We start from the raw sequence: 23,989 nt of genomic DNA on the forward strand, positions 1-23,989 counted from the left end.
CATCAAATTTGAGATGGTTTTCTTCTTTATTTGTAAGTCATGATCATTTTATGAAGATGAAGCAAGTAGGGTTTAAAAATAGCTTCCATAGGCGTTCCAGCCTGTTTAGCAAGATGTTGGAATTTATGAGGACCTTGACGGATCTTATTTTTCTTCATAGTATGTTGTGTTATAATGTAAATACGATATGAATAAATTAAGATATCTCTGTAAATTCTGTAAATGTCACTTTGTGTGAACATGAGTACATTTGAATTTATAGAATGATAGGAGGTGATTTACAATGATAAGTTTAGAGTTGATGTCTGAAGAAAATAGTATAGATATTTATTCTTTTGAAAAAGAAAATCGGGAGTATTTTGAGCGAAGTTTACCTCCTAGACCAGCTACCTATTTTGATTCAGAAGGTTTTAAAGAACTTACAAGGGAATTGTTAAGGGAACAAGAGAACCATGATGTCTACATGCATCTTATTAGAGATGCACAAGGTATTATGGTCGGAAGAATCAATTTAAGTGTTTTAGGGAAGGATAGAAAAATAGCAGAACTTGGATATAGGATTGGAGAAAATGTTACTAATTTAGGATATGCAAGCGAAGCAGTTAAACTCGTTTTAGAAAAGGCCTTTACTACTTATGGTTTACATAAAATCATTGCAGGAACGGCAAGGGACAATCAGGCCTCTCAGAGAGTGCTTTTGAAAAATGGTTTCACCTTTAGTAAAATCATAGAAAATGACTTTCAAATGAATAACGAGTGGATTCATACGGCAGTATTTGAGATAAGGAATCTATAGCATCATCATTACCAGTCGTTTGCCAAAACTCAACATTCCTAGTAGACATTCGTCTACTTTTTTTATATAATAAAATTAAACCAAAATGGTTGAATTTTTGAAATAAAGTCAACCTACGATGAAAACATCATGCTAGGAGGTAAATCATGTACCAACCAGAAAAACTTAAGGCTCGGAGAAAAGAGCTAAAGCTAACACAGAAAGAGATTGCAGAGCAACTTGGCATTAGTTTTCAGGCTTATTCAGCTTGGGAACGTGGAGTCAAGGAACCTTCCGAAGAAAAGGTTAGCCAGTTAGAAAATCTTTTAAAAGTACCAAAAGGCTATTTCACCCAAATCGAAATTGTCCGTCTTTATAATAGCCTCTCTAATCAAGGGAAAGAGAAGGTAGTGGTCTATGCTCGTAATCTGGCCCAAGAAGAACAAGCCAAGAAGGTGACGCTTATTTCAGAAAAACTTTTTGAGTATCATGTCTATGAACGTATGTCAGCTGGTATCGGAGCTTCGGTTTATGACGATCGCAACTTTGATACGGTTTATTTCAATGAAGAACTGGCTCACGATTTTGCTTCCTGGGTGTCTGGAGATTCCATGGAACCCAAATATCAAAATGGTTCCGTGGCTCTGATTCGAGAGACCGGATTTGATTACGACGGTGCTGTCTATGCAGTGGTCTGCAACAATCAGACCTATATCAAACGGGTCTATCGAGAAGAGGATGGTTTGCGTCTGGTTTCCATCAATCCTAAATACAAGGATATTCACATCTCTTACGAAGAAGATCCGCGGATTGTGGGTATTATCGTGGGCAATTTCGTACCCATGGAGGGATAGCCTATGGGCTACTTTGATTATTCCAGAGAGCCCAAAAGTGATATTGCCTTTGTCGATATGAAGTCCTTTTATGCCAGTGTTGAGTGTGTGGAAAGAGGACTCCATCCTCTCAAAACCTCCCTTTGTGTTATGAGTCGGGCGGATAATTCTGTTGGACTTATTCTTGCCTCCTCGCCTATCTTTAAAAAGGTCTTTGGGAAAGCAAATGTTGGTCGTGCCTATGACCTGCCCTTTGATATCAAGACGCGTAAATTTTCCTACTACAATGCTAAGAAACAAGGCTTACGGACAGACCCAGACTATGTGAAATTTATCGAAGACTGGGCTCGGGTGACTGTCATTGTCCCTCCTCGGATGGATAAGTATATCGCAGTCAATCTAGAAATCCAAGAAATCTTTCAGAACTATGGTAGTCCAGATGATATTTATCCTTATTCAATTGATGAAGGATTTATTGATCTAACCAGTTCGCTCAATTATTTTGTCCCGGATCAGCAAATTTCTCGCAAAGATAAGCTAGATATGCTTTCTGCTCGGATCCAGAGAGATATCTGGCGCCAGACCGGGATTTACTCGACAGTCGGCATGTCTAATGCCAATCCTCTGCTTGCTAAGTTAGCCTTGGATAATGAAGCCAAGCACACACCGACCATGCGAGCCAATTGGTCTTATCAGGATGTGGAAGATAAGGTCTGGTCCATTCCAAAGATGACCGACTTTTGGGGGATTGGGCATCGGATGGAGAAGCGCTTGAATAGCTTGGAAATCTATTCGATTAAGGAATTAGCCAATAGCAATCCTGATGTCCTGAAGAAGGAACTTGGCCAAGCTGGACTTCGCTTGTGGTTTCATGCCAATGGAATAGATGAGAGTAATGTTCACAAGCCCTATAAAGCCAAATCTCACGGCTTAGGCAATTCACAAATTTTACCGAGAGATTATGTCAAGCAGCGAGACATCGAAATTATCCTTCGAGAGATGGCTGAGCAGGTGGCTATCAGGCTTCGACGGGCCAGGAAGAAGACGACAGTGGTGTCTATTCATCTTGGTTTTTCTAAGCAGGAACAAAAACACTCCATCCATACCCAGATGAAGGTGGAGCCGACCAATAGTACCGGTCTTTTAGTCAGTTATGTACTGAAATTGTTCCATAGCAAATATACTTCTGGGGCTGTCAGAAGTGTTGCCATTAGTTATTCAGGATTTGTGGACGAATCCTTTGCGTTGATTTCTCTTTTTGATGATGTTGATAAAGTAGAAAAAGAAGAAAGGCTCCAGACTGCCATTGATTCCATTCGAGAACAATTCGGCTTTACTTCGCTTTTGAAGGCGACTGCCTTAGAGGATGCATCGAGAAGTTTTGCCAGAAGTAAGCTGATCGGAGGGCACTCTGCTGGAGGATTAGATGGACTAAAATGATTGATCGCTCTTATTTGCCCTTCCAATCCGCGAGGGACTATCAAGATCCAGGCATGCAGAAGTGGATGGGCTTTTTTCTATCAGAGCATACCAGTTCACTCAGTGCAGAAAAAAATCGCGTCGATGTATCAACAGATTTGAATCCAGTCGAGAAGTTGTTGCTACTTTCCCAGCTCTACGTGGGACGACTAAAAGGCTCTTTTATGGTCAAGGGGAAAAATCATAAAAGCACGATATTGGGTGAAGTAAGAGAATTATCTCCTCAAGAAATCTCGGTTAGAACCGATGAAGGCTATCGATTAATAAGGGTAGATGATATTCTCACAATCCAACTTTGTCAGGAGGAAGTTGATGACTAGAAAAGAGTTATATGAAAACAAACTGCAGATGGATTACTTCTCAGATGATTACATCCGTTTTGAGGAAGATTTTCAAAAATACTCTGCCATGAATGTACCCCTGACTTTCTTGATTGATGATATTCTACGAACCATGGCCATTAACCAAAAGGACTACTTTGTCTTGAACAAGGAAAATGCCAAGGACGGTAGGGAACAGCGGTTTTATTTTAGAGTGAAGATAGAAAAAGATTGTCCATGTACTCGAACCTATACCTATCTTGGGCTGGGGCGAAATCATTAGTAAAAATTCTTACCTTAGATATATTTGTTGCAATAATAACACTGCAAACAACTATAATTTCTAGCCGTTCAAGAGCTATTTCTTGAATGGTTTTTTGTTTGCGGTTTAAAAACAATTGAGCTATACCAATTTTTATTCTTGACAAGTGAAAGAAACAAGTATATACTGTTTTCACTGATTCTAAAAACAGAAAATCAGACTATACCAATTTCGATAAGGAGAAAGCACAGTTTGTCTGTGTCGTATATACTATGTGTGGAATTGTTGGTGTTGTTGGAAACACAAATGCAACTGATATTTTGATTCAAGGACTTGAAAAACTCGAATACCGTGGTTATGATTCTGCGGGAATTTTTGTTCTAGGTGGTGCTGAAAGCCATTTGGTGAAAGCAGTTGGTCGTATCGCAGAATTGTCTGCTAAGACGGCTGGAGTTGAGGGGACAACTGGTATCGGACATACTCGTTGGGCCACTCACGGAAAACCAACAGAAGATAACGCTCACCCACACCGCTCTGAAACTGAACGTTTTGTTTTGGTCCACAATGGGGTAATCGAAAACTATCTTGAAATTAAGGAAGAATACCTTGCAGGACACAACTTCAAGGGGCAAACAGATACAGAAATCGCCGTACATTTGATTGGAAAATTTGCCGAAGAAGACGGCTTATCAGTTCTTGAAGCCTTCAAAAAAGCCCTTCATATCATCCGTGGTTCTTATGCCTTTGCCTTGATCGACTCTGAAAATCCAGATGTCATCTATGTGGCCAAGAACAAATCACCACTCTTGATTGGTCTTGGAGAAGGCTATAACATGGTCTGTTCAGACGCCATGGCCATGATTCGTGAGACTAACCGATACATGGAAATCCATGACCAAGAGTTGGTAATCGTGAAAGCTGATAGCGTTGAAGTTCAAGACTATGATGGCAATCGTCGTGAGCGTTCTAGCTACACTGCTGAACTTGACTTGTCAGATATCGGTAAGGGAACTTATCCTTACTACATGCTCAAGGAAATCGATGAGCAACCAACGGTGATGCGTAAGTTGATCCAAGCTTACACAGATGAGGCTGGTCAAGTAGTGGTAGACCCAGCTATCATCAAGGCTGTTCAAGAGGCAGACCGTATCTACATCCTTGCAGCTGGAACTTCTTACCACGCAGGGTTTGCTTCTAAGAAGATGTTGGAAGAATTGACAGATACGCCAGTTGAACTCGGTATTTCATCTGAGTGGGGCTATGGGATGCCTCTTCTCAGCAAGAAACCACTTTTCATCTTTATTAGTCAGTCTGGCGAAACGGCTGATAGCCGTCAGGTTTTGGTCAAGGCCAATGAAATGGGTATTCCAAGCTTGACTGTTACAAATGTTCCAGGTTCAACTCTTTCTCGTGAAGCCAACCATACCATGTTGCTTCATGCAGGACCTGAAATTGCCGTAGCATCAACCAAGGCATATACTGCGCAAATCGCAGTCCTTGCCTTTCTTGCAAAAGCGGTTGGTGAAGCAAATGGGAATGATAAAGCTCAAGCTTTTGACCTGGTTCACGAGTTGTCTATCGTAGCTCAGTCTATCGAATCAACCCTTTCAGAAAAAGAATTAATTGATAGTAAGGTTCGTGAACTTCTTGAAACAACACGCAATGCCTTTTACATCGGACGTGGTCAAGATTACTATGTAGCCATGGAAGCCAGTCTCAAACTCAAAGAGATTTCTTACATTCAATGTGAAGGTTTTGCGGCAGGAGAACTCAAACACGGAACCATTGCCTTGATTGAAGATGGAACACCAGTTTTAGCTCTCTTGTCAGACCCAGTCCTTGCCAACCACACTCGTGGAAATATCCAAGAAGTGGCAGCGCGTGGCGCTAAGGTCCTTACCATTGCAGAAGAAAATGTTGCTAAAGATACAGACGACATCGTCCTTACAACGGTCCACCCTTACCTCTCGCCAATCTCCCTGGTGGTACCAACGCAACTAGTTGCTTACTTTGCAACCCTTCACCGTGGCCTTGATGTGGACAAACCACGGAACCTTGCTAAGTCTGTAACGGTAGAATAAAAAACAGAAGGTGTTGTCTTGTTTGCTTATAAAGATGAATCCTTGTATGCTTTGAATGAGAAAGGACAAATCATCCTAACCTTAGAAAATCAAGAAATCACAGACCAGACAAAGTTAGTCATCAGGGACAAGATCCTCTATATTGAATAACTAGCAAGGTAGAAAAAATAAAAAAACTCCTAGATATTTTCCAGGAGTTTTTTATTATAAATCTTGAATAGAGATCTTATTTAGCTCATTAACAACTTGCAAAACAGGCATTCGACTAATATTGATAATTCTTTTATTGTCTACACCATTGATATCGAAATTTGTTATAATGGCATCGTAATCTGTTTCTTTAATTTCGTTAACGTCTAAAGTTAGTTTATCCCATGTTTCATACTGGATATTATTAGATGTATGAAATTGATAAAGAGAAATTAGAAAACGAGGATGAGCAAAGTCGTATTCACTTAAAACCAGTACTTTGATTCTCTTTTTTCGTTCAAATAGTTGATTGATGAGTCCTTCGGCGTGAGTAAAAAACGTATAGACGAGATGAACCACATTACGTGATTTTTCTTTTTGTTTTAAACTATTCTTATATCTCATCATTTCAATGACAGTTGCCTCATAAAAATTAGGGAAGAACTTTTGAATTTTCGTAAGGGTATAAGATTTATTATGTGAAATAATGGATTCAGAGTTGATTTCTCTTCGTTCCAGTAAAGCAGTGTTGTGTAGATGCCAAATTAACTCATCAGTATTTGAAAATTGTATCTCGAATTGTCTAGTTAGATTGTCGAGAACATCTCGAGCGGTATGGTAGGAACGATCAATCTTTTTACTGGTTTTTCTAGCTTCAAGAAATTCTTCTATTGTGAAGAAAAATTCTGTTTGTGTGTAGGAGTCAAAAATTTCTTCAATATTTATAGGAGATAATTCGAGTCCAAAGTTTAGAGACAGGTCTTTTAATTGATTTTTAAAATTATTGAGTTGATTGTAGATCCGGTGTTTACCTATGGAGTTTGCTGTTGAATTACTGCTATAGCCGGTTTTTATACGATGCAGAGCGACAGCGGTTTGCATTTTAATTTGATAAAGATTCTGATATTTGGCCGGAAATTTTGTTAAGTCCAAAAAGAAAGAAATAAGATTTTCTAAATCCTCTTCCTTGAAATTTGAAAAAGGCCAATGAAAGAAGCCGTATGTTTCGTGGAAATATTGAGAAAAGAAAAAGCGAATATCTTTTTCGTCTCCAATGATTGAAGTGGGTGTCACTTTTAATTTAAATCTATAATTTCCATGAAGAATTCTATTAATCTCTGCTACTTTTTTTCTTAGGGAAGGCAGCGAAATATCCAATGATTGCAACAAGTGTTCGTAAGTAAAGGGTTCTTCTAGGAAGAAAAATGCTTTTAAAATATTGAAATAATCAGATGTTTGTAAAAAATATCGATAAATTTGCTCTATACCAATATTTTTTTCATTCACTAACATAATTCCAGCTGTGGAATATTGGATGAGGAAATCTGGAGAAATATGGCGTATTTCTTTTATGTCATTCTTAATAATACGGGCATTGTAACCAATAATTTTGGATAGCTCATCGAGATGAATCCAGTTTGGATTTTCGAATAGGTATTCCAAAATGTCTAATTGTCTTTGTTCTTTCTGAGTCAGTAATTCTCTCATAGAAATAAACTCCTGTAATAAATTGAGTTTTGTATAAATATTATTTGCGATTTTTCTTATTATATCACGAGAATATCAAAAAAATAAAAATAAATCTAACATGAAAGTACTTGTTTTTAGGCGAAATATTCTAAAAAGGCTAGATATTAAAACCTAACCTTTAGAGATTAAAACTTGAAAGAATGACTTTGCGAGTCTATTTTCGATATAAACGATCGTACTGGTAATATGGGTCGAAGGTAACGTTAATGCCCAATTTACGGAGGACGTTTTTGTCTTCATCCGTTAAGATAATAGTCGAATGTGCTTCACTACCTTTGAGGTTTCCAAGTTCTTTCATTGCACGGTCAGCATCTGGATTTTCCATGGCTGTAATGGCAAGGGCGATAAGGATTTCGTTTGAGTGAAGGCGAGGATTACGGCTGCCCAGATGATTGATTTTCAAACCTTGGATGGGTTTAACCACCTCGGGTTCGATTAACTTAGTTTCTTTGTCAATGTTAGCTGACATCTTAATGGCGTTAATCAAGGCAGCAGCAGTTGGGCCAAAGAGTTCAGAGTTTTTACCAGTAACGATTTCACCAGAAGGGAGTTCCAAAGCTAGAGCCGGACCACCTGTTTCTTCCGCTTTTTGACGTGCGGCAACAGCAACCTTACGGTCAGCTGGTGTGATGCCAAGGTCATTCATGAGCAATTGGATTTTTTTAACGGCAGTTTCGACGACTTTTTCAGCCTTGAAATCAAGGACTGTCTGGTAGTAGCGACGGATAATTTCTTGTTTGGATGCTTCGATGGCCGCATCGTTATCAATGATAGCAAAACCAACCATATTAACACCCATGTCCGTTGGAGATGCATAAGGAGACTTCCCTAAGATACGTTCAAGCATGCGCTTAAGAACAGGGAAAATCTCAATATCACGGTTGTAGTTGACGGTTGTTTTTTCGTAGGTTTGAAGGTGGAAGGGGTCAATCATGTTGACATCATCTAGGTCTGCTGTAGCAGCTTCATAAGCCAAGTTGACTGGATGATGAAGTGGAAGGTTCCAAACTGGGAAGGTTTCAAATTTGGCATAACCAGACTTGATACCATTGATTTGGTCGTGGTACATGTTAGACATACAAGTTGCCAACTTACCTGAACCAGGCCCAGGAGCAGTCACGACAATCAAATTACGACTAGTTTTGATATAGTCGTTTTTCCCCATACCTTCAGGAGAAATGATGTGGTCCATATCAGTCGGGTATCCTTTAATTGGATAATGAAGATAGGAATCAATCCCGTTTTTATCTAACTGGTTGCGGAAGGCATCAGCTGCCGGTTGGCCTGCATATTGAGTAATGACGACTGAACCGACAAAAATCTCTAATTCGTTAAATTTGTCAATCAAACGCAAAACTTCTTGGTCATAAGAAATACCCAAGTCTCCACGAGCTTTTGAGTGCTCGATATTGCTAGCGTTAATAGCGATAACAACCTCAACTTGCTCCTTCAATTCTTGTAAGAGTTTGATTTTGTTATCTGGTTCATATCCAGGAAGGACACGAGCAGCGTGGAAATCTTCTAGCATTTTGCCACCAAACTCCAAGTAGAGTTTGCCGTCAAATTGGTTGATGCGCTCCAAGATATGGTCGCGTTGTAGATTTAAATATTGTTCAGAACTAAAAGCTTGTTTTTTCATTTTTTTACCTCTGACCTCTATTATATAAAAAAAATAGAAGATAAGAAACAACGGAGGTTCGAAATAAGGAAAAAGATTGAAGCAAACGCTTGCATAAAATTGATAAAAGGTCTATGATGGAATAAAGTGAATGTTAAAAGGGGAAAACAGATGCAAGAAAAATGGTGGCACAATGCCGTAGTCTATCAAGTCTATCCAAAGAGTTTTATGGATAGTAATGGAGATGGAATTGGCGATTTGCCAGGAATTACGAGTAAGTTAGACTATCTAGCTAAGTTAGGGATCACAGCGATCTGGCTTTCTCCAGTCTATGATAGCCCCATGGATGACAATGGTTATGATATTGCCAATTATCAAGATATCGCGGCTATCTTTGGAACCATGGAAGATATGGACGAGCTGATTGCTGAGGCTAAAAAACGAGATATCCGAATCATCATGGATTTGGTGGTCAACCATACCTCAGACGAGCATGCTTGGTTTATCGAAGCTTGTGAAAATCCTGATAGTCCTGAGCGAGACTACTATATCTGGCGTGATGAACCCAATGATTTAACCTCTACTTTTAGTGGTTCTGCCTGGGAATATGATGAAAATTCTGGTCAATACTATCTACACTTTTTCAGTAAGAAACAACCAGACCTCAACTGGGAAAACGAAGAGCTCCGCCATAAAATCTATGAGATGATGAATTTCTGGATTGATAAAGGGATTGGTGGATTCCGTATGGACGTTATTGACATGATTGGGAAGATACCTGACCAGAAGGTTGTCAACAATGGTCCCATGCTTCATCCTTACCTCAAGGAAATGAATCAGGCTACTTTCGGCGGCAAAGACCTTTTGACAGTAGGGGAGACTTGGGGAGCAAATCCAGAAGAGGCCAAGAAATATTCGAATCCAGAAGGTCAAGAGTTGTCTATGGTCTTCCAATTTGAACATATCTGTCTTCAGTATCAGGAAGGACAACCTAAGTGGCACTACCAAAAAGAGCTAAATGTAGGGAAATTAAAAGAGATTTTCAACAAGTGGCAGACAGAATTAGGAGTTGAGGATGGCTGGAATTCCCTTTTCTGGAATAACCATGATCTTCCACGAATCGTCTCTATCTGGGGAAATGACCGAGAATACCGCGAAAAATCTGCTAAAGCGTATGCAATCTTACTTCATCTCATGAGAGGAACACCCTATGTTTATCAAGGCGAAGAAATCGGCATGACCAACTTCCCATTTGAAAGCTTGGAGCAAGTTGAAGATATTGAATCTATCAACTATGCCAAAGAAGCGCTAGAACAAGGTGTACCGCTAGAGCAAATTATGGACAGCATTCGTGTGATTGGACGTGACAATGCGCGTACGCCAATGCAGTGGGATGAGACAAAAAATGCTGGTTTCTCAGACGGACAACCTTGGTTGGCTGTTAATCCAAACTACGAAGCAATCAACGTTCAGGAAGCACTGACAAACCCAGATTCTATTTTCTATACTTATCAAAAATTAATTCAGATTCGTAAGGAAAATAGCTGGTTGGTTCAAGCTGACTTTGAATTACTAGAAACAGCTGAAAAGGTCTTCGCTTATATCCGTAAGGATGGCACCCGTCGTTTCTTAGTAGTAGTTAACCTTTCGGGTCAAGAGCAGGATTTCCAACTGAATGAAAGTATCAAGTCTGTCTTGGTTGCTAATACTAATCTTCCAGAGCAACTAGGTAAGGTTACATTACATCCTTGGGATGCCTTCTGTGTGGAATTAGCTGATTAAACAAATAATCTCAAGTATCAGAGGATGCTTGAGATTTTTCTAAAATAAGTGTAGAAATATCTTTAAAAAATATTTGTTTGAATTTTCTAAAAAATAACCTGTAAAACCTTGCTTTTATAAAAAAATAGGGTATAATGAGTAAAATAGCATTTTAAAGGAGAATACCAATGAAATCGAAAAAATGGCTCGCAGTAGCTGGGATTACGATGAGTGCAGCTCTTCTTTTGGCAGCATGTAGCAAAGCTGAGAAAAAAGCAGATGCTCCAACAACATTTTCATATGTTTATGCCATGGATCCAGCATCTTTGGACTATAGTGTTACCAGTAAGAGTTCAACTTCTGACGTCATTGCTAACGTTGTAGATGGACTCTTGGAAAATGATAAGTACGGGAATTTGATTCCATCCCTAGCCGAAGATTGGTCGGTTTCACAAGATGGTTTGACTTATACCTACAAACTTCGTAAGGGTGTCAAATGGTATACTTCTGAAGGGGAAGAATATGCCGAAGTCAAAGCCCAAGACTTTGTCACTGGTTTGAAACATGCAGCGGATGGAAAATCTGATGGTTTAACTCTTCTCCAAGACTCTATCAAAGGATTGGCAGAGTATGTCGGCGGTGAAAATAATGACTTTTCTACAGTAGGTGTTAAGGCTCTAGACGACTATACAGTTCAATACACTTTGAATAAGCCGGAGAGTTTCTGGAATTCTAAAGTGACGACAGCGACTATGCTCCCAGTCAACGAAGAATTCTTGAAATCTCAAGGCGATAACTATGGAACTCCAACACCATCAAGCATTCTTTACAACGGTCCATACTTTTTGAAGAATTTAACTTCAAAATCAGTTATTGAATACGAAAAGAATCCAAATTATTGGGACAAGGATAATGTTAAGATTGACCATGTCAAATTGACTTTCTACGATGGTTCTGACCAAGAATCCTTGATTCGTAGTTTTACCCAGGGTGCCTATACAACGGCCCGTCTTTTCCCGACAAGTTCAAACTTTGAGTCAACCAAGCAAGAATACGGCGATAAAATCGTCTATAGTCCGCAAGAAGCGACAAGTTACTACTTGACAGTTAACGTCAATCGTCAATCATACAATAAAACGGCCAAGACTGATGAAGCTCAGAAAACTTCTACCAAAGAGGCACTTCTCAACAAGAACTTCCGTCAGGCTATTAACTTCGCCCTTGATCGTCACTCTTATACTGCTCAGTTGAATGGTGAAGAAGGAGCGGACAAAATCATCCGTAACAGTCTAGTACCTCATGACTATGTTCAAGTAGGTGAAAAGACCTTTGGAGAATTGGCGCAGGCTGAGCTCGTTTCTTATGGGGATCAGTGGAAAAACGTAGCTCTTACAGATGGCAAGGATACTATCTACAATCCAGAAAAAGCCAAGGCGGCATTTGAAAAAGCCAAGGCAGAATTGCAAGCTAAGGGTGTAACCTTCCCAATCCGCTTGGATATTCCAGTTGAACAGACAGATGTCATTGCTGTTCAACAAACTAATTCCCTCAAGCAATCTATAGAGTCAACACTTGGTACTGAAAACGTCATTATCGATGTCCTTCAAATGACGGATAATGAAAAGTTGAGTATCACTTCTCAAGCTAAGGTGCCATCTCAAAAAGACTATGATCTGAATGGAACAGGTTGGGGGCCAGACTATCAAGATCCGGCTACCTACCTCAATGTTCTAGATGCTAAGAAGGGTTCTGCCCTTAAACACTTGGGTATCACAAAAGGAAAAGATTCAGAAGTCATGGCTCAAGTTGGACTTGATGAGTACAAGAAACTCTTGGACGATGCAGCATCTGAAACAACAGACCTTAACAAACGCTATGAAAAATATGCCAAAGCACAAGCTTGGGTATCTGATAGTTCTCTCCTCATTCCTGTTGCTTCTTCAGGTGGTTCTCCGACTGTGAGTCGTACAGTGCCATTTACAAAAGCCTACTCTCAAGTCGGAATTAAGGGTGATCCATTTGTATTCAAAGGTTTGGAATTGCAAAATGATATTGTAACCACTAAAGAATACGAAGAAGCCTTCAAGAAATGGCAAAAAGAGAAAATTGAAACCAATGCCAAATACCAAAAAGAGCTGGCCAACCACATTAAATAGCCTTCATAAAATATATCAACAGAGAATTCCTGTCTGAAAGATGGGAGTTCTTTGTTTTTATGTCTGGAGAGAAATTGTAACCTTCTAGGCTTGAAAAAATTAAATAACTTTACTTTTGGGGCAAAATTTGATAAAATAATTACATGTTATAAAATCTAACATAAAAGGAGAAGATGAATCATGAGACTTAAAAAACTCTTGTTGGGAGCGGGTTTGACTCTTGCTACTACTGTATTGCTGGCAGCTTGTGGTCAGTCTGTATCGGACGATAAGACCTACTCATCGACATTTGGTGCTGATCCAACTACTTTTAACTACCTTTTGGATTATTCTGGTGACAATACCAATGTTATCACCAACTTGGTAGATGGTCTTTTGGAAAATGACAGCTATGGGAATCTGGTTCCTGCTCTTGCAGAGGATTGGAGTGTCTCAAAGGATGGTTTGATCTATACTTATAAACTCCGCCAAGATGCTAAGTGGTTCACTGCTGATGGGGAGGAATATGCACCTATCAAAGCTCAAGACTTTGTGACTGGTATCAAATACGCTGCTGATAATAAGAGTCAGGCGCTGGATTTGATTCAAAACTCGATCAAAGGCTTGGATGATTATGTGACAGGAGCAAACTCAGACTTTTCAAATGTTGGTGTCAAAGCCTTAGACGATTATACAGTTCAATACACCTTGACCCGTCCAGAGAGTTTCTGGAATTCAAAAACAACCAATAGTATCCTCTTCCCAGTCAATGAAGAATTCCTAACTACCAAAGACAAAGAATTTGGAGAATTAAAACCAGACAGTATTCTCTATAGTGGTCCTTATTTGTTAAAAGAATTTACATCTAAATCATCACTTGAGTATATGAAAAACCCTCATTACTATGATCAAGAAAAAGTGACTATTGAAAGAGTTAAGTTGGCTTATGTTGATGGTTCTGACCAAGACATGACCATTCGTAACTTTGAGAGTGGAGCCTACTCGTCTGCGGGTGTCTACCCAAATAGTTCAAACTTTGCTAAGACCAAGGAGAAATACAAGGACAATATCGTCTACAGCTTGCAAGGTGCAACTTCTTGGTACTATAACTTTAACGTCAATCGTCAGTCTTACAATTTTACAGCTAAGACCAGTGATGAACAAAAACAAGCGACTCAGGCTGCTGTTTTAAATAAAAACTTCCGTCAAGCTATCAACTTTGCTCTTGACCGTACGTCTTACTCAGCTCAGTCTAATGGAGAAGATGCTGCTAAAAACACTCTTCGTAATACCCTTGTACCACCAACTTTTGTACAAGTAGGAGATAAAACTTTTGGTGAGACGGTTGCCTCTAAGTTGGTGAATTACGGCACAGAATGGACTAATATGAATCTTGAAGACGCCCAAGATGGTTACTTCAACAAAGAAAAAGCGCAAGCTCAATTTGCAGAAGCTAAAAAAGAACTAGAGGCTCAAGGCGTAACCTTCCCGATTCATTTAGATTTGCCAGTGGATCAGGTCAACAAAAGCTTGCTTCCTAAGCTTTATTCACTTAAACAATCTGTGGAATCCACTCTTGGAGAGGAAAATGTAGTGATTGATGTAGTTTTAGTTTCAACTGAAGACTATGCCAATGCGACATTCCAAGCACCGACGCCAGCTGACCATGACTATGATTTGAACTTGGATGGATGGTCAGCGGACTACCAAGATCCATCGACTTACCTCAATCCTTTTAACGCAGAAGATGGTTTCTATCTTAAGATTTTGGGACTTGATCCAAGCAAGGATGCTGATAAGATTACAAGTCTTGGAATGGATCAATATACTCAGAAATTGAAAGCGGCAGATGCAGAAAACTCAGATGTAGCAAAACGTTATGAAAATTATGCAGATGCACAAGCTTGGTTGATTGACAGTTCGCTTCTTATTCCTGTGAATTCAGATGGTGGTGGGGCTTCGGTGACCCGCGTGACGCCATTTACACGAGCATACTCACTTGTTGGGATCAAAGGAACTGGAAGTAACTACAAGTACATGAGATTGCAGAAAGATGTGGTTACCATTGCCCAATTTGACGAAGCTAAAGCCAAATGGGAACAAGAACGCAAAAATTCAGTCGAGAAGACTCAAAAAGAACTTGAAAAACATGTGAAATAAGATGAAAGAGAGCTGTCAAAGCTCTCTTTTTAGTATACTTGTTATTTAGAAATAAAAAATAAAGAACTTTAAAGTTTATAGCCTTTGATAAAATATATATAAATGAAAATGTTACCATATCAAAGATATCAATGGCTTTAAAGGGTAAGTTATGATATAATGAAGGGAAAATGTTTAGTTGAGGTGTAGTATGAGTAAACGTTCAAATAAAAGTAATTCTAATAAAATTTGGCAGAGCTTAAATACCATTTTATTGGTCATCTATCTTATTCTTGCCTGTTATTTCCTATTCCTAGTTTTTCGCTATCATATTCTAGCGGTTAGTAATCTCAATCTAATTCTGGCTGGTGCTCTTTTATTTGTTGCCATTTTGGCTCTATTGTTAATCCTAAAAAATAAAGCCAGAATCTTTACCTTGTTTGTGCTTCTAACTTCTGTCTTATTAAGTGCATTCGCTCTTATTGGGGTCCAACAATTTGTTGGTCTAGCTAATCAATTTAATGCGACGTCTAATTATTCAAGTTATTCTATCAGTGTGGCTGTATTAGCAGATAGTGAGATTGGCAATGTGTCGCAACTTTCTAGCTTGACTGCTCCAACAAAGACAGATGCGGAAAATATCCAAAAACTCCTAGAGGATATTAAATCAACTCAAAACAAAGACTTGACGGTGGAAGAGAGTTCTTCTTACCTAGCGTCATATAAGAGTCTCTTGGCGGGTGATACCAAGGCGATTGTTCTAAATGGAGCTTTTGAAAATCTGATTGAGCAGGAAGATCCTGACTACGCTAAAAAGATTAAAAAGATCTACACCAAAGATTTGACCAAGACAGTGGAAGCTCCGAAAGTAACCACAAACAAGACCTTCAATGTCTATATTAGTGGGATTGATACTTATGGACCCATTAGTTCAGTATCTCGTTCGGATGTCAATATCATCATGACGGTTAACCAAGATACTAAAAGAATTCTCTTGACGACAACTCCTCGTGATGCTTATGTGCCGATTGCTGATGGCGGAAATAACCAAAATGACAAACTTACCCATGCTGGGATATATGGCGTAGATGCATCGATTCATACCTTGGAAAATCTATACGATATTGATTTAAATTATTATGCTCGTCTTAACTTCACCTCTTTCTTGAAATTAATTGACCTTCTTGGTGGAGTAGATGTCTATAATGATCAAGAATTCACTTCGCTTCATGGCAAGTATCATTTCCCTGTTGGCAATGTCCACCTGGATTCAGAGCAGGCCTTAGGCTTTGTACGTGAACGTTACTCTTTAGCAAATGGTGATGGGGATCGTGGACGGAACCAACAAAAAGTAATTGCTGCCATCATTCAAAAATTGACTTCAGCAGAAGTTTTGAAGAATTATGACGGCATTATTCAAGGTTTGCAGGATTCGGTCCAAACCAATATGCCGCCTGAAACGATGGTAGGTCTAGTTAATACTCAACTTGCAAGTGGTGGGAAGTATACTGTAACGTCTCAAGATTTGAAAGGCACTGGACGTATGGGATTGCCATCTTACGCAATGCCAGATAGCAATCTCTACATGTTAGAAGTAGACCAAACCAGTCTGGAGACAGTCAAGGCTGCCATTAAAGATGTCATGGAAGGAAAATAAAATGATTGATATCCATTCGCATATAGTTTTTGATGTTGATGATGGACCTAAAAGTCGAGATGATAGTCGAGCTCTACTAGCAGAAGCCTATGACCAAGGAGTTCGAACCATTGTTTCAACCTCTCATCGCAGAAAAGGGATGTTTGAGACACCAGAAGATAAGATTGCTGCGAATTTCAAAGTTGTTCAAGAATTGGCAAAAGAAATTGCCCCCGACTTAACAATATTGTACGGGGCTGAGATCTATTACACGAGTGATATTTTAGATAAATTAGAGAATCAAATTATTCCTAGATTGAATGGCACTCGCTATGCCTTGATTGAATTTAGTATGAACACGCCATATCGGGAGATTCACAATGCCTTGTCTAAAGTGTTGATGCTTGGAATAACACCTGTGATCGCCCATATTGAGCGTTATCATTCCTTGGAAAATGATGAAAAAAAAGTTAGGGAATTGATTAATATGGGATGCTATACTCAGATTAATTCTTCCAGTATTCTGAAGCCAAAACTTTTTGGTGACACTTATAAATTTATGAAGAAAAGAGCCAGGTATTTCTTGGAAAGAGATTTAGTACATATGGTTGCTAGTGATATGCATAATCTAGATGACCGAAAGCCTTACATGAGGGATGCATATGAATTGATTAGCGAAAAGTATGGAGAAACAAAGGCTCGCGAACTTTTTGAAACTAACCCTAGAATTATAATCGAAGATAAAATTATTTAGGAGATATGATGAAAGAAAAAGATAAAATTGAAATCGACGTTTTACAGATGCTAAAAGTGTTGTGGAAGCGTAAATTAATTATAGCTCTAGCAGCTATAATCTCAGGGGCGATAGCTTTTGGCTATAGTTCCTTTGTAATCAAACCGGAATTTACGAGTACGACACGTATCTACGTAGTGAATCGTAACCAAGGTGATAAACCAGGTCTGACGAATCAAGATCTCCAAGCGGGTTCTTATTTGGTTAAGGACTATCGGGAGATTATCCTTTCTCAAGATGTTCTTGAAAAAGTGGTGGCTAATCAAAAATTAAATATCGATGCCAAGACTCTTGCTAGAAAAGTTCAAGTAACAGTTCCTGCAGATACTCGTATCGTATCAATCTCTGTTCGAGATGGTTTGCCGGAAGAGGCTAGCCGAATTGCAAACGCACTACGCGAAGTCGCTTCACAGAAAATTATATCTGTAACTCGTGTATCTGACGTTACGACGTTGGAGGAAGCACGCCCTGCTCAGTCACCGTCATCTCCAAATATTCGTCGCAATACAATTCTAGGATTTGGTGCCGGAGCTGGACTTGTTATTGTTGTTGTACTCATTATTGAATTGTTGGATGATCGCGTGAAACGTCCAGAAGATATTGAAGAAGTTATGCATCTCTCTCTTTTAGGAGTGATTCCAAACCTTGATAAAATAAAGTAAGGATGAAAATATGGCAAAGTTAGAATTATCATATCAAAGATTAGAATTTGTTAAAAAAGCAGAAGAATATTACAACGCTTTACGGACTAATATTCAGTTAAGTGGTGATAAATTAAAGGTGATTGCCGTATCATCTGTTAGACCTGGCGAAGGAAAGTCAACTACCTCAACAAATATCGCTTGGGCCTTTGCTCGTGCTGGTTACAAAACACTACTAGTAGACGCAGATATTAGAAATTCTGTGATGTCAGGAGTTTTTAAATCGAGAGAAAGAATAACAGGTTTGACAGATTACCTCTCTGGAACTAGAGATTTGTCACACGGCTTATGTGAAACAAATGTAGAAAATTTATTTGTCATTCAATCAGGATCGATTTCTCCTAATCCCACAGGATTACTTCAGAGTCCAAAATTTGAGACCATGATAGAAACTTTACGTAAGTACTTTGATTACATTATAGTAGACACGGCTCCTATAGGTATCGTTATCGATGCAGCTATTGTTGCACAAAAATGTGATGCTTCTATCTTGATAACAGAAGCTGGTACGACCAAACGCAGAGATGTTGACAGAGCTAAACAGCAATTAGAACAAACAGGTACTCCATTCTTAGGAGTTGTTCTAAATAAATTTGATATCCAACTTGAAAAGTATGGATCGTATGGAGTTTACGGAAATTACGGCTCCTATGGGAATAATTAAAAAATAAGTTAGGGAGTTAAGTATGGAGGGAAGGGGTTTCTATAACATAACTCTGGCTTTTATACAGAGTGTGTTTGTTGGTTTGTTGGCCTATGTTCTGATTGCAATTTCAGAAACTGATATTGTTCTAAATACAGTATTTGTCCTATTTTTCCTACACTTTGCAGCCTTTTACATCAGTGGTTACGGTAAGGATTTTTTTAAGCGAGGCCAGTCTGTAGAATTAGTAGAAACGATTAAATATATTATTTTTTATGCCTTGCTAATTAGTTTTTCAAGTTTTTTCTTAAAAGAAAAATTTGTGATTTCTAGACGCGGAATGATTTATCTGCTTTCCTTGTATGGAGTACTAAATTATTTACTTAGTTTTGTTATTAAACGCTACTGGGTACATTTCAACCACAACTTGAAAGGTAGTAGAAAGATTCTATTGATCACAGCGACATCGCGTACCGAGAAGGTGCTGGATCGTTTATTGAACGCAAATGATGTCCAAGGGAAACTGGCTGCTGTATGTGTCTTAGACAAACCTGAGTTTTCTCATGACAAGGTGATCGTTGTTCCAAGGGAACAGCTACTCAATTATGCAACACATGAAGTGGTGGATGAAGTCTTTGTAAATCTTCCTAGTGAGGACTATGACATTGGATCTGTTATTTCACAGTTTGAAATAATGGGAATTGATGTAACAGTTAATTTAAATGCATTTGATAAAAACTTAGGCCGAAATAAACAAATTCATGAAATGGCTGGTTTGAATGTTGTCACCTTCTCAACGAATTTTTATAAGCTTAGTCACGTTGTTGCTAAACGAGTTATTGATATTTGTGGTGCTCTTGTTGGACTTGTTATATGTGGTTTTGTCAGTATTTTTTTGGTACCGATTATTCGTAAGGATGGAGGTCCAGCTATTTTTTCTCAAACGCGTATTGGGAAAAACGGTCGTCACTTCACCTTCTATAAATTCCGCTCAATGCGAATTGATGCTGAATCTATCAAAGAACAGTTGATGGAACAGAATACGATGCAAGGAGGGATGTTCAAGATGGACAATGACCCTCGTGTTACTAAGGTTGGTCAATTTATTCGTAAGACTAGTCTTGATGAATTACCACAATTCTGGAATGTTTTGATTGGAGATATGAGTTTAGTTGGTACTCGTCCTCCGACGGTAGATGAGTATGAGAAATACACGCCAGAGCAAAAACGCCGTCTTAGCTTCAAACCCGGTATTACAGGTTTGTGGCAAATTAGTGGTCGAAGTGACATTACAAACTTTGATGAAGTCGTTAAGTTAGATGTGGCTTATATTGACGATTGGACTATTTGGAAAGATTTCGAAATATTGTTAAAAACTGTAAAAGTTGTGTTGATGAGAGATGGAGCGAAATGATTCTATGAATAAAGTGAGAGAAATTCAATTAGGAGAGTTAACTCTTTTAGAAAGTTATATCGATCTTTGTAAAAGACATGGTTTATGTTATTACGCCTTGGGCGGAACATTACTCGGTGCCATTCGTCATAAAGGATTTATTCCATGGGATGACGATATGGATTTAGGGATGCCTAGAAAAGATTATGAAAAATTCTTGTCAATCTGTGAGCACGAGCTTCCTGAAGGTGTTATTTTAAGACTTCACGATGATAATCTAGGTAATACTTCGATTGTGGATACTACAATTCAAATTCAATTTGGCAATGAATGGTGTAGTCCTTTTATTGATATCTTTCCTTTGGATGGATATCCAGAAGATGCCTTCCATTACTGGTTGCATACGAATAAAATAAAATTCTATCGTGCCTTGTCTAAAATTTCTGTTATTGATCGTTTGCATGAGAGAGATAGAGGCTCGTTCGAAAATGCGATTGTGAAAGTTTCAAAAGCCTTCAAGTTAAATAAACTCTTAAACACTTCAAAAATTAACAAAAAGTTACAAAGTATCATTAAACAATATGATTACGAGTCGAGTAACATGGTCGGAAATGTCTTGGGTTCCTACCGCGAACGAGAACTCGCAAGAAAAGAAGTGTTCGGGGAACCTAAATTGCTAGAGTTTGAAAACTTAAAAATTAGTTGTCATGCAAATCCAGATGAGTATTTGACAAAAATATATGGTGATTACATGCAACTACCAAAAGAAGCTGAGCGTAAAGGTCATTTTGAGTCTACGTGGGGAGATTAAATTGAATAGTTTTGATTTAATGGGGGTCAGAATTGACCCCTTAACAATGGACGAAACTGTCCAAGCTGTTGAAAAATTTGTTCTTGAACAACGACCACTCCACTTAATGGGAGTGAATGCAGATAAAATTAATCAATGTCAAACAGATGAATCTATTAAAAAGATAGTAAATGATTCTGAAATCATTAATGCAGATGGAGCTTCAGTTGTTCTTGCTTCCCGTTTTTTGGGTTATCAAGTTCCTGAGAGAGTCGCTGGGATTGACTTGATGCAAAGATTACTCTTGTTGGCTAATGAAAAGTCTTATTCAGTTTATTTTTTTGGTGCCAAGGAAGAAGTTTTAATAGATATGCTAGAAATCTTCAAGAAAGATTATCCAAACTTACATGTTCTTGGATATCGTAATGGTTATTTTTCTGAAGAAGATGAAAACGGCATCCAAGAAGACATTCGAGAGAAAAATCCTGATTTTGTTTTTGTTGGAATTACTTCACCTAAAAAAGAATACATCATCCAAAAATTTATGGATAATGGAGTGAATTCTATTTTTATGGGTGTAGGTGGTAGCTTTGACGTACTGTCTGGTCACATTCAGCGTGCTCCACTTTGGATGCAGAAATCAAACTTGGAGTGGTTGTTCAGAGTTGCTAATGAGCCAAAGCGCCTCTTTAAACGTTATTTTGTAGGGAATGTTACCTTTATTAAGAGAGTTTTAGATGAGAAACGAAAAACAAAAAAATAATATTTTACATATTTCACGTACCATGGATATTGGTGGTGCTGAGAGAATCGTGTACCAGTTGAGTTCTGATTTGCAAGATGAGTTTGATAGTGTACATGTTGCTTCTACAGGAGGCCTTTGGGAACCAGAATTAGAGGCCCGAGGAATTAATCATCATAAGATTCAAGATATAGACAGCAAAAACCCTCTTACAGTGTTGCAATTGCTTCTTACTATTTATCAAATTATTAAGACAAATGACATTACTCTGGTTCATACGCATCATCGAATGGCAGCTTTTTATATTCGTTTGTTAAAGCTGATTAATCCCAAGTTAGTCCACGTTTACACTGCTCATAGTATCTTTAAAGATAAGTTGTCTTTATATAGATTTTCATTGAAAAATGCTTATAGTATTGCAGTTGGCCAAGCAGTTAATAAAAATTTGAAAGATGATGTGGGAGTTGCAGACAGCACAGTTATCTATAATGGAGTGATCTTGAAACAGTCAAATAGACAAGTTGATGAGATTATGAAGTTTGATGGAATCAAGCTAGGCTGTATTGCAAGATTATCTGAACAAAAAGGTTTGACTTATCTGCTTGATGCTATCTCTCTGATTTCTGATGAAAACCTCCGTTTATTTATCGTTGGGGATGGGGAGTTTAGAGCCGAACTAGAAAATAAGGTTAAAGAACTCAATCTAGAGGATAAAATAACTTTTTTAGGGTATAGACAGGATATAGTCGAGTGTATTAATAGTTTTGATTTTTGTGTTTTACCTTCTTTATTAGAAGGATTGGCTTTAAATGTTATCGAAACCTTTATGAATGGGAAAACCATGGTTGCGACCAATATCCCAGGGATTAATGAAATCGTTAATAATGAGAATGGGATACTTGTACCAGCTAAAGATGCCAGTGCCATGGCGCAAGCAATTGAGAAAATGGCGACTGATCCTCTTCTTAGAGAAAAATTAGCAAATCAAGCAAAAAAAGACTATGAAAATAAATTTAGTTATCCTTTATTTTTGAAGAACTATAGGGAATTGTATAGAGAACTAAAGGGAGAAACAAAATGAAAAAAGTCATGTTGGTTTTTGGGACGCGCCCAGAAGCAATCAAAATGTGTCCTTTAGTAAATGAGTTGAAGGAAAATGACTCCATTAAGACAATAGTCTGCGTGACTGGACAACATAAGGAGATGCTTGAGCAAGTTTTGGATGTCTTTAAGGTCGTTCCTGATTATGATTTGGGGATTATGAAGGCAAATCAAACCCTATTTTCAATTACGACCAGTATCCTAGACAAAATTCAAGCGGTGCTCGAACAAGAACAACCAGATATTGTGCTGGTTCACGGAGACACGACGACAACTTTCGCAACGGCCTTGGCAGCCTTTTATATGGGGATTAAAGTTGGACACGTGGAAGCAGGTTTAAGAACTTACAATCTTCAAAGTCCATTCCCCGAGGAGTTCAACCGTCAGACAACTTCTATCATTGCAGATTATCATTTTGCGCCAACAGAAGTGGCTAAAGACAATCTTCTAAAAGAAGGAAGAAAGAACATTTTTGTTACAGGGAATACTGTTATTGACGCCTTAAAGACGACTGTTCAAGAGGATTATGACCATCCTATTTTAGAATGGGTCAAAGGGAGCAAGTTGATCATGCTAACGGCACATCGTCGAGAAAACCTAGGACAGCCAATGGAAAATATGTTTAATGCTGTCAATCGTATTTTAAATGAATTTGAAGATGTTAAGGTTGTTTATCCAATTCATAAGAACCCAAAAGTTCGTGAATTGGCAAGTAAAGTCTTTGGGGATAATGAACGCATGAAGATCATTGAACCTTTAGAAGTTATTGATTTCCATAATTTCATGAACCAAAGTTATATGATTTTAACGGACTCTGGTGGAGTTCAAGAAGAAGCTCCATCCTTAGGGAAACCAGTTTTAGTCATGCGTGATACCACAGAACGTCCTGAAGGGATTGCAGCAGGAACTTTGAAATTGGTAGGAACAGAAGAAGAAAATATTTATACGAATTTTAAACTGCTTTTGAAAGATGAAGCAGAATACAACAAGATGAGCAAGGCGAGCAATCCATATGGTGATGGGAAGGCTTGTGAGCGAATCGTTGATATCATTTTGGAAGGATAATCA

22 protein-coding genes are annotated in these 23,989 nt (G+C 38.4%); 19 read left to right on the forward strand and 3 right to left on the reverse strand.

The genetic code is table 11. The annotated features are described in order from the left end of the window. Positions 1 to 26: 26 nt before the first annotated feature. Positions 27 to 158 carry a hypothetical protein gene (locus QM941_RS06625; protein WP_414339846.1) on the reverse strand — a complete coding sequence of 44 codons (132 nt, stop codon included), beginning with the start codon at positions 156 to 158 and terminating at the stop codon, positions 27 to 29. A 125-nt stretch (positions 159 to 283) separates the two neighbouring features. Between QM941_RS06625 and QM941_RS06630 the strand changes: the two genes are divergently transcribed. From QM941_RS06630 to QM941_RS06660, 7 genes are all read left to right on the forward strand, one after another. Beyond that, the gene (locus tag QM941_RS06630) at positions 284 to 796 is read left to right on the forward strand and encodes a GNAT family N-acetyltransferase (protein ID WP_414339847.1); all 513 of its coding nucleotides are present in this window, start codon (positions 284 to 286) and stop codon (positions 794 to 796) included. 146 nt (positions 797 to 942) lie between these two features. Beyond that, positions 943 to 1,629 (forward strand): XRE family transcriptional regulator, encoded by a 687-nt coding sequence (locus QM941_RS06635; RefSeq protein WP_414339848.1) that lies wholly within the window; start codon positions 943 to 945, stop codon positions 1,627 to 1,629. A gap of 3 nt (positions 1,630 to 1,632) precedes the next feature. After that, positions 1,633 to 3,048, forward strand: a complete 1,416-nt coding sequence (locus tag QM941_RS06640) for a Y-family DNA polymerase (RefSeq protein WP_414339849.1) — start codon at positions 1,633 to 1,635, stop codon at positions 3,046 to 3,048. Further along, positions 3,045 to 3,407, forward strand: coding sequence for a hypothetical protein (locus QM941_RS06645; RefSeq protein WP_414339850.1), 363 nt, complete (start codon positions 3,045 to 3,047; stop codon positions 3,405 to 3,407). The genes QM941_RS06640 and QM941_RS06645 overlap by 4 nt, the downstream gene beginning before the upstream one ends. Further along, complete coding sequence (locus QM941_RS06650; RefSeq protein ID WP_414339851.1) at positions 3,400 to 3,690, forward strand: DUF5960 family protein; 291 nt, start codon at positions 3,400 to 3,402, stop codon at positions 3,688 to 3,690. The genes QM941_RS06645 and QM941_RS06650 overlap by 8 nt, the downstream gene beginning before the upstream one ends. Positions 3,691 to 3,941: 251 nt before the next feature. Beyond that, positions 3,942 to 5,750, forward strand: coding sequence for a glutamine--fructose-6-phosphate transaminase (isomerizing) (glmS, locus tag QM941_RS06655; protein WP_414339852.1), 1,809 nt, complete (start codon positions 3,942 to 3,944; stop codon positions 5,748 to 5,750). An 18-nt stretch (positions 5,751 to 5,768) separates the two neighbouring features. Then, entirely contained in the window at positions 5,769 to 5,900 is a 132-nt protein-coding gene (locus QM941_RS06660; RefSeq protein ID WP_414339853.1) for a hypothetical protein, read from the forward strand. A 54-nt stretch (positions 5,901 to 5,954) separates the two neighbouring features. Here QM941_RS06660 and QM941_RS06665 read toward each other — a convergent pair whose 3' ends face one another. Continuing rightward, positions 5,955 to 7,427, reverse strand: coding sequence for a M protein trans-acting positive regulator PRD domain-containing protein (locus tag QM941_RS06665; RefSeq protein WP_414339854.1), 1,473 nt, complete (start codon positions 7,425 to 7,427; stop codon positions 5,955 to 5,957). A 196-nt stretch (positions 7,428 to 7,623) separates the two neighbouring features. Continuing rightward, positions 7,624 to 9,108, reverse strand: a complete 1,485-nt coding sequence (locus QM941_RS06670; RefSeq protein ID WP_414339855.1) for a DUF1846 domain-containing protein — start codon at positions 9,106 to 9,108, stop codon at positions 7,624 to 7,626. Between the two features lie 150 nt (positions 9,109 to 9,258). Here QM941_RS06670 and QM941_RS06675 point away from each other — a divergent pair, with 150 nt between their 5' ends. From QM941_RS06675 to wecB, 12 genes are all read left to right on the forward strand, one after another. Then, positions 9,259 to 10,869 carry a glycoside hydrolase family 13 protein gene (locus tag QM941_RS06675; RefSeq protein WP_414339856.1) on the forward strand — a complete coding sequence of 537 codons (1,611 nt, stop codon included), beginning with the start codon at positions 9,259 to 9,261 and terminating at the stop codon, positions 10,867 to 10,869. A 167-nt stretch (positions 10,870 to 11,036) separates the two neighbouring features. After that, positions 11,037 to 13,004: a peptide ABC transporter substrate-binding protein gene (locus QM941_RS06680; protein WP_414339857.1), complete on the forward strand. Its 1,968-nt coding sequence runs from the start codon at positions 11,037 to 11,039 to the stop codon at positions 13,002 to 13,004. Between the two features lie 180 nt (positions 13,005 to 13,184). After that, positions 13,185 to 15,143, forward strand: a complete 1,959-nt coding sequence (locus tag QM941_RS06685; RefSeq protein ID WP_414339858.1) for a peptide ABC transporter substrate-binding protein — start codon at positions 13,185 to 13,187, stop codon at positions 15,141 to 15,143. Positions 15,144 to 15,333: 190 nt separating this feature from the next. Continuing rightward, positions 15,334 to 16,779, forward strand: a complete 1,446-nt coding sequence (locus tag QM941_RS06690) for an LCP family protein (RefSeq protein WP_414339859.1) — start codon at positions 15,334 to 15,336, stop codon at positions 16,777 to 16,779. 1 nt (position 16,780) lies between these two features. Further along, positions 16,781 to 17,512, forward strand: a complete 732-nt coding sequence (cps4B, locus tag QM941_RS06695) for a capsular polysaccharide biosynthesis protein Cps4B (RefSeq protein ID WP_414339860.1) — start codon at positions 16,781 to 16,783, stop codon at positions 17,510 to 17,512. Between the two features lie 8 nt (positions 17,513 to 17,520). Continuing rightward, a complete protein-coding gene (locus tag QM941_RS06700) occupies positions 17,521 to 18,213 on the forward strand; it encodes a capsular polysaccharide biosynthesis protein (protein WP_414339861.1) in 693 nt (230 codons plus the stop codon). Positions 18,214 to 18,223: 10 nt separating this feature from the next. After that, positions 18,224 to 18,916, forward strand: a complete 693-nt coding sequence (locus QM941_RS06705) for a tyrosine-protein kinase (RefSeq protein WP_414339862.1) — start codon at positions 18,224 to 18,226, stop codon at positions 18,914 to 18,916. Between the two features lie 22 nt (positions 18,917 to 18,938). Next, on the forward strand, positions 18,939 to 20,309 hold the full coding sequence (locus QM941_RS06710; RefSeq protein WP_414339863.1) for a sugar transferase: 1,371 nt from the start codon (positions 18,939 to 18,941) through the stop codon (positions 20,307 to 20,309). A 4-nt stretch (positions 20,310 to 20,313) separates the two neighbouring features. Further along, positions 20,314 to 21,099, forward strand: a complete 786-nt coding sequence (locus QM941_RS06715) for a LicD family protein (RefSeq protein WP_414339864.1) — start codon at positions 20,314 to 20,316, stop codon at positions 21,097 to 21,099. 19 nt (positions 21,100 to 21,118) lie between these two features. Further along, positions 21,119 to 21,841, forward strand: a complete 723-nt coding sequence (locus QM941_RS06720) for a WecB/TagA/CpsF family glycosyltransferase (protein ID WP_414339865.1) — start codon at positions 21,119 to 21,121, stop codon at positions 21,839 to 21,841. Further along, a complete protein-coding gene (locus tag QM941_RS06725) occupies positions 21,816 to 22,901 on the forward strand; it encodes a glycosyltransferase family 4 protein (protein ID WP_414339866.1) in 1,086 nt (361 codons plus the stop codon). The genes QM941_RS06720 and QM941_RS06725 overlap by 26 nt, the downstream gene beginning before the upstream one ends. Continuing rightward, positions 22,898 to 23,986 (forward strand): non-hydrolyzing UDP-N-acetylglucosamine 2-epimerase, encoded by a 1,089-nt coding sequence (gene wecB, locus QM941_RS06730; RefSeq protein ID WP_414339867.1) that lies wholly within the window; start codon positions 22,898 to 22,900, stop codon positions 23,984 to 23,986. Before QM941_RS06725 ends, wecB begins: the two co-directional genes overlap by 4 nt. The last annotated feature ends 3 nt before the right edge of the window (positions 23,987 to 23,989 follow it).

Origin of the sequence: Streptococcus timonensis (assembly GCF_047460355.1) — a bacterium.
Taxonomy (GTDB): domain Bacteria; phylum Bacillota; class Bacilli; order Lactobacillales; family Streptococcaceae; genus Streptococcus; species Streptococcus timonensis_A.

Coding starts and splice junctions, on each gene's coding strand:
- QM941_RS06625 (WP_414339846.1), bottom strand. CDS start 158: ATGAAGAAAAATAAGATCCGTCAAGGTCCTCATAAATTCCAACATCTT.
- QM941_RS06630 (WP_414339847.1), top strand. CDS start 284: ATGATAAGTTTAGAGTTGATGTCTGAAGAAAATAGTATAGATATTTAT.
- QM941_RS06635 (WP_414339848.1), top strand. CDS start 943: ATGTACCAACCAGAAAAACTTAAGGCTCGGAGAAAAGAGCTAAAGCTA.
- QM941_RS06640 (WP_414339849.1), top strand. CDS start 1,633: ATGGGCTACTTTGATTATTCCAGAGAGCCCAAAAGTGATATTGCCTTT.
- QM941_RS06645 (WP_414339850.1), top strand. CDS start 3,045: ATGATTGATCGCTCTTATTTGCCCTTCCAATCCGCGAGGGACTATCAA.
- QM941_RS06650 (WP_414339851.1), top strand. CDS start 3,400: ATGACTAGAAAAGAGTTATATGAAAACAAACTGCAGATGGATTACTTC.
- glmS (WP_414339852.1), top strand. CDS start 3,942: ATGTGTGGAATTGTTGGTGTTGTTGGAAACACAAATGCAACTGATATT.
- QM941_RS06665 (WP_414339854.1), bottom strand. CDS start 7,427: ATGAGAGAATTACTGACTCAGAAAGAACAAAGACAATTAGACATTTTG.
- QM941_RS06670 (WP_414339855.1), bottom strand. CDS start 9,108: ATGAAAAAACAAGCTTTTAGTTCTGAACAATATTTAAATCTACAACGC.
- QM941_RS06675 (WP_414339856.1), top strand. CDS start 9,259: ATGCAAGAAAAATGGTGGCACAATGCCGTAGTCTATCAAGTCTATCCA.
- QM941_RS06680 (WP_414339857.1), top strand. CDS start 11,037: ATGAAATCGAAAAAATGGCTCGCAGTAGCTGGGATTACGATGAGTGCA.
- QM941_RS06685 (WP_414339858.1), top strand. CDS start 13,185: ATGAGACTTAAAAAACTCTTGTTGGGAGCGGGTTTGACTCTTGCTACT.
- QM941_RS06690 (WP_414339859.1), top strand. CDS start 15,334: ATGAGTAAACGTTCAAATAAAAGTAATTCTAATAAAATTTGGCAGAGC.
- cps4B (WP_414339860.1), top strand. CDS start 16,781: ATGATTGATATCCATTCGCATATAGTTTTTGATGTTGATGATGGACCT.
- QM941_RS06700 (WP_414339861.1), top strand. CDS start 17,521: ATGAAAGAAAAAGATAAAATTGAAATCGACGTTTTACAGATGCTAAAA.
- QM941_RS06705 (WP_414339862.1), top strand. CDS start 18,224: ATGGCAAAGTTAGAATTATCATATCAAAGATTAGAATTTGTTAAAAAA.
- QM941_RS06710 (WP_414339863.1), top strand. CDS start 18,939: ATGGAGGGAAGGGGTTTCTATAACATAACTCTGGCTTTTATACAGAGT.
- QM941_RS06715 (WP_414339864.1), top strand. CDS start 20,314: ATGAATAAAGTGAGAGAAATTCAATTAGGAGAGTTAACTCTTTTAGAA.
- QM941_RS06720 (WP_414339865.1), top strand. CDS start 21,119: ATGGGGGTCAGAATTGACCCCTTAACAATGGACGAAACTGTCCAAGCT.
- QM941_RS06725 (WP_414339866.1), top strand. CDS start 21,816: ATGAGAAACGAAAAACAAAAAAATAATATTTTACATATTTCACGTACC.
- wecB (WP_414339867.1), top strand. CDS start 22,898: ATGAAAAAAGTCATGTTGGTTTTTGGGACGCGCCCAGAAGCAATCAAA.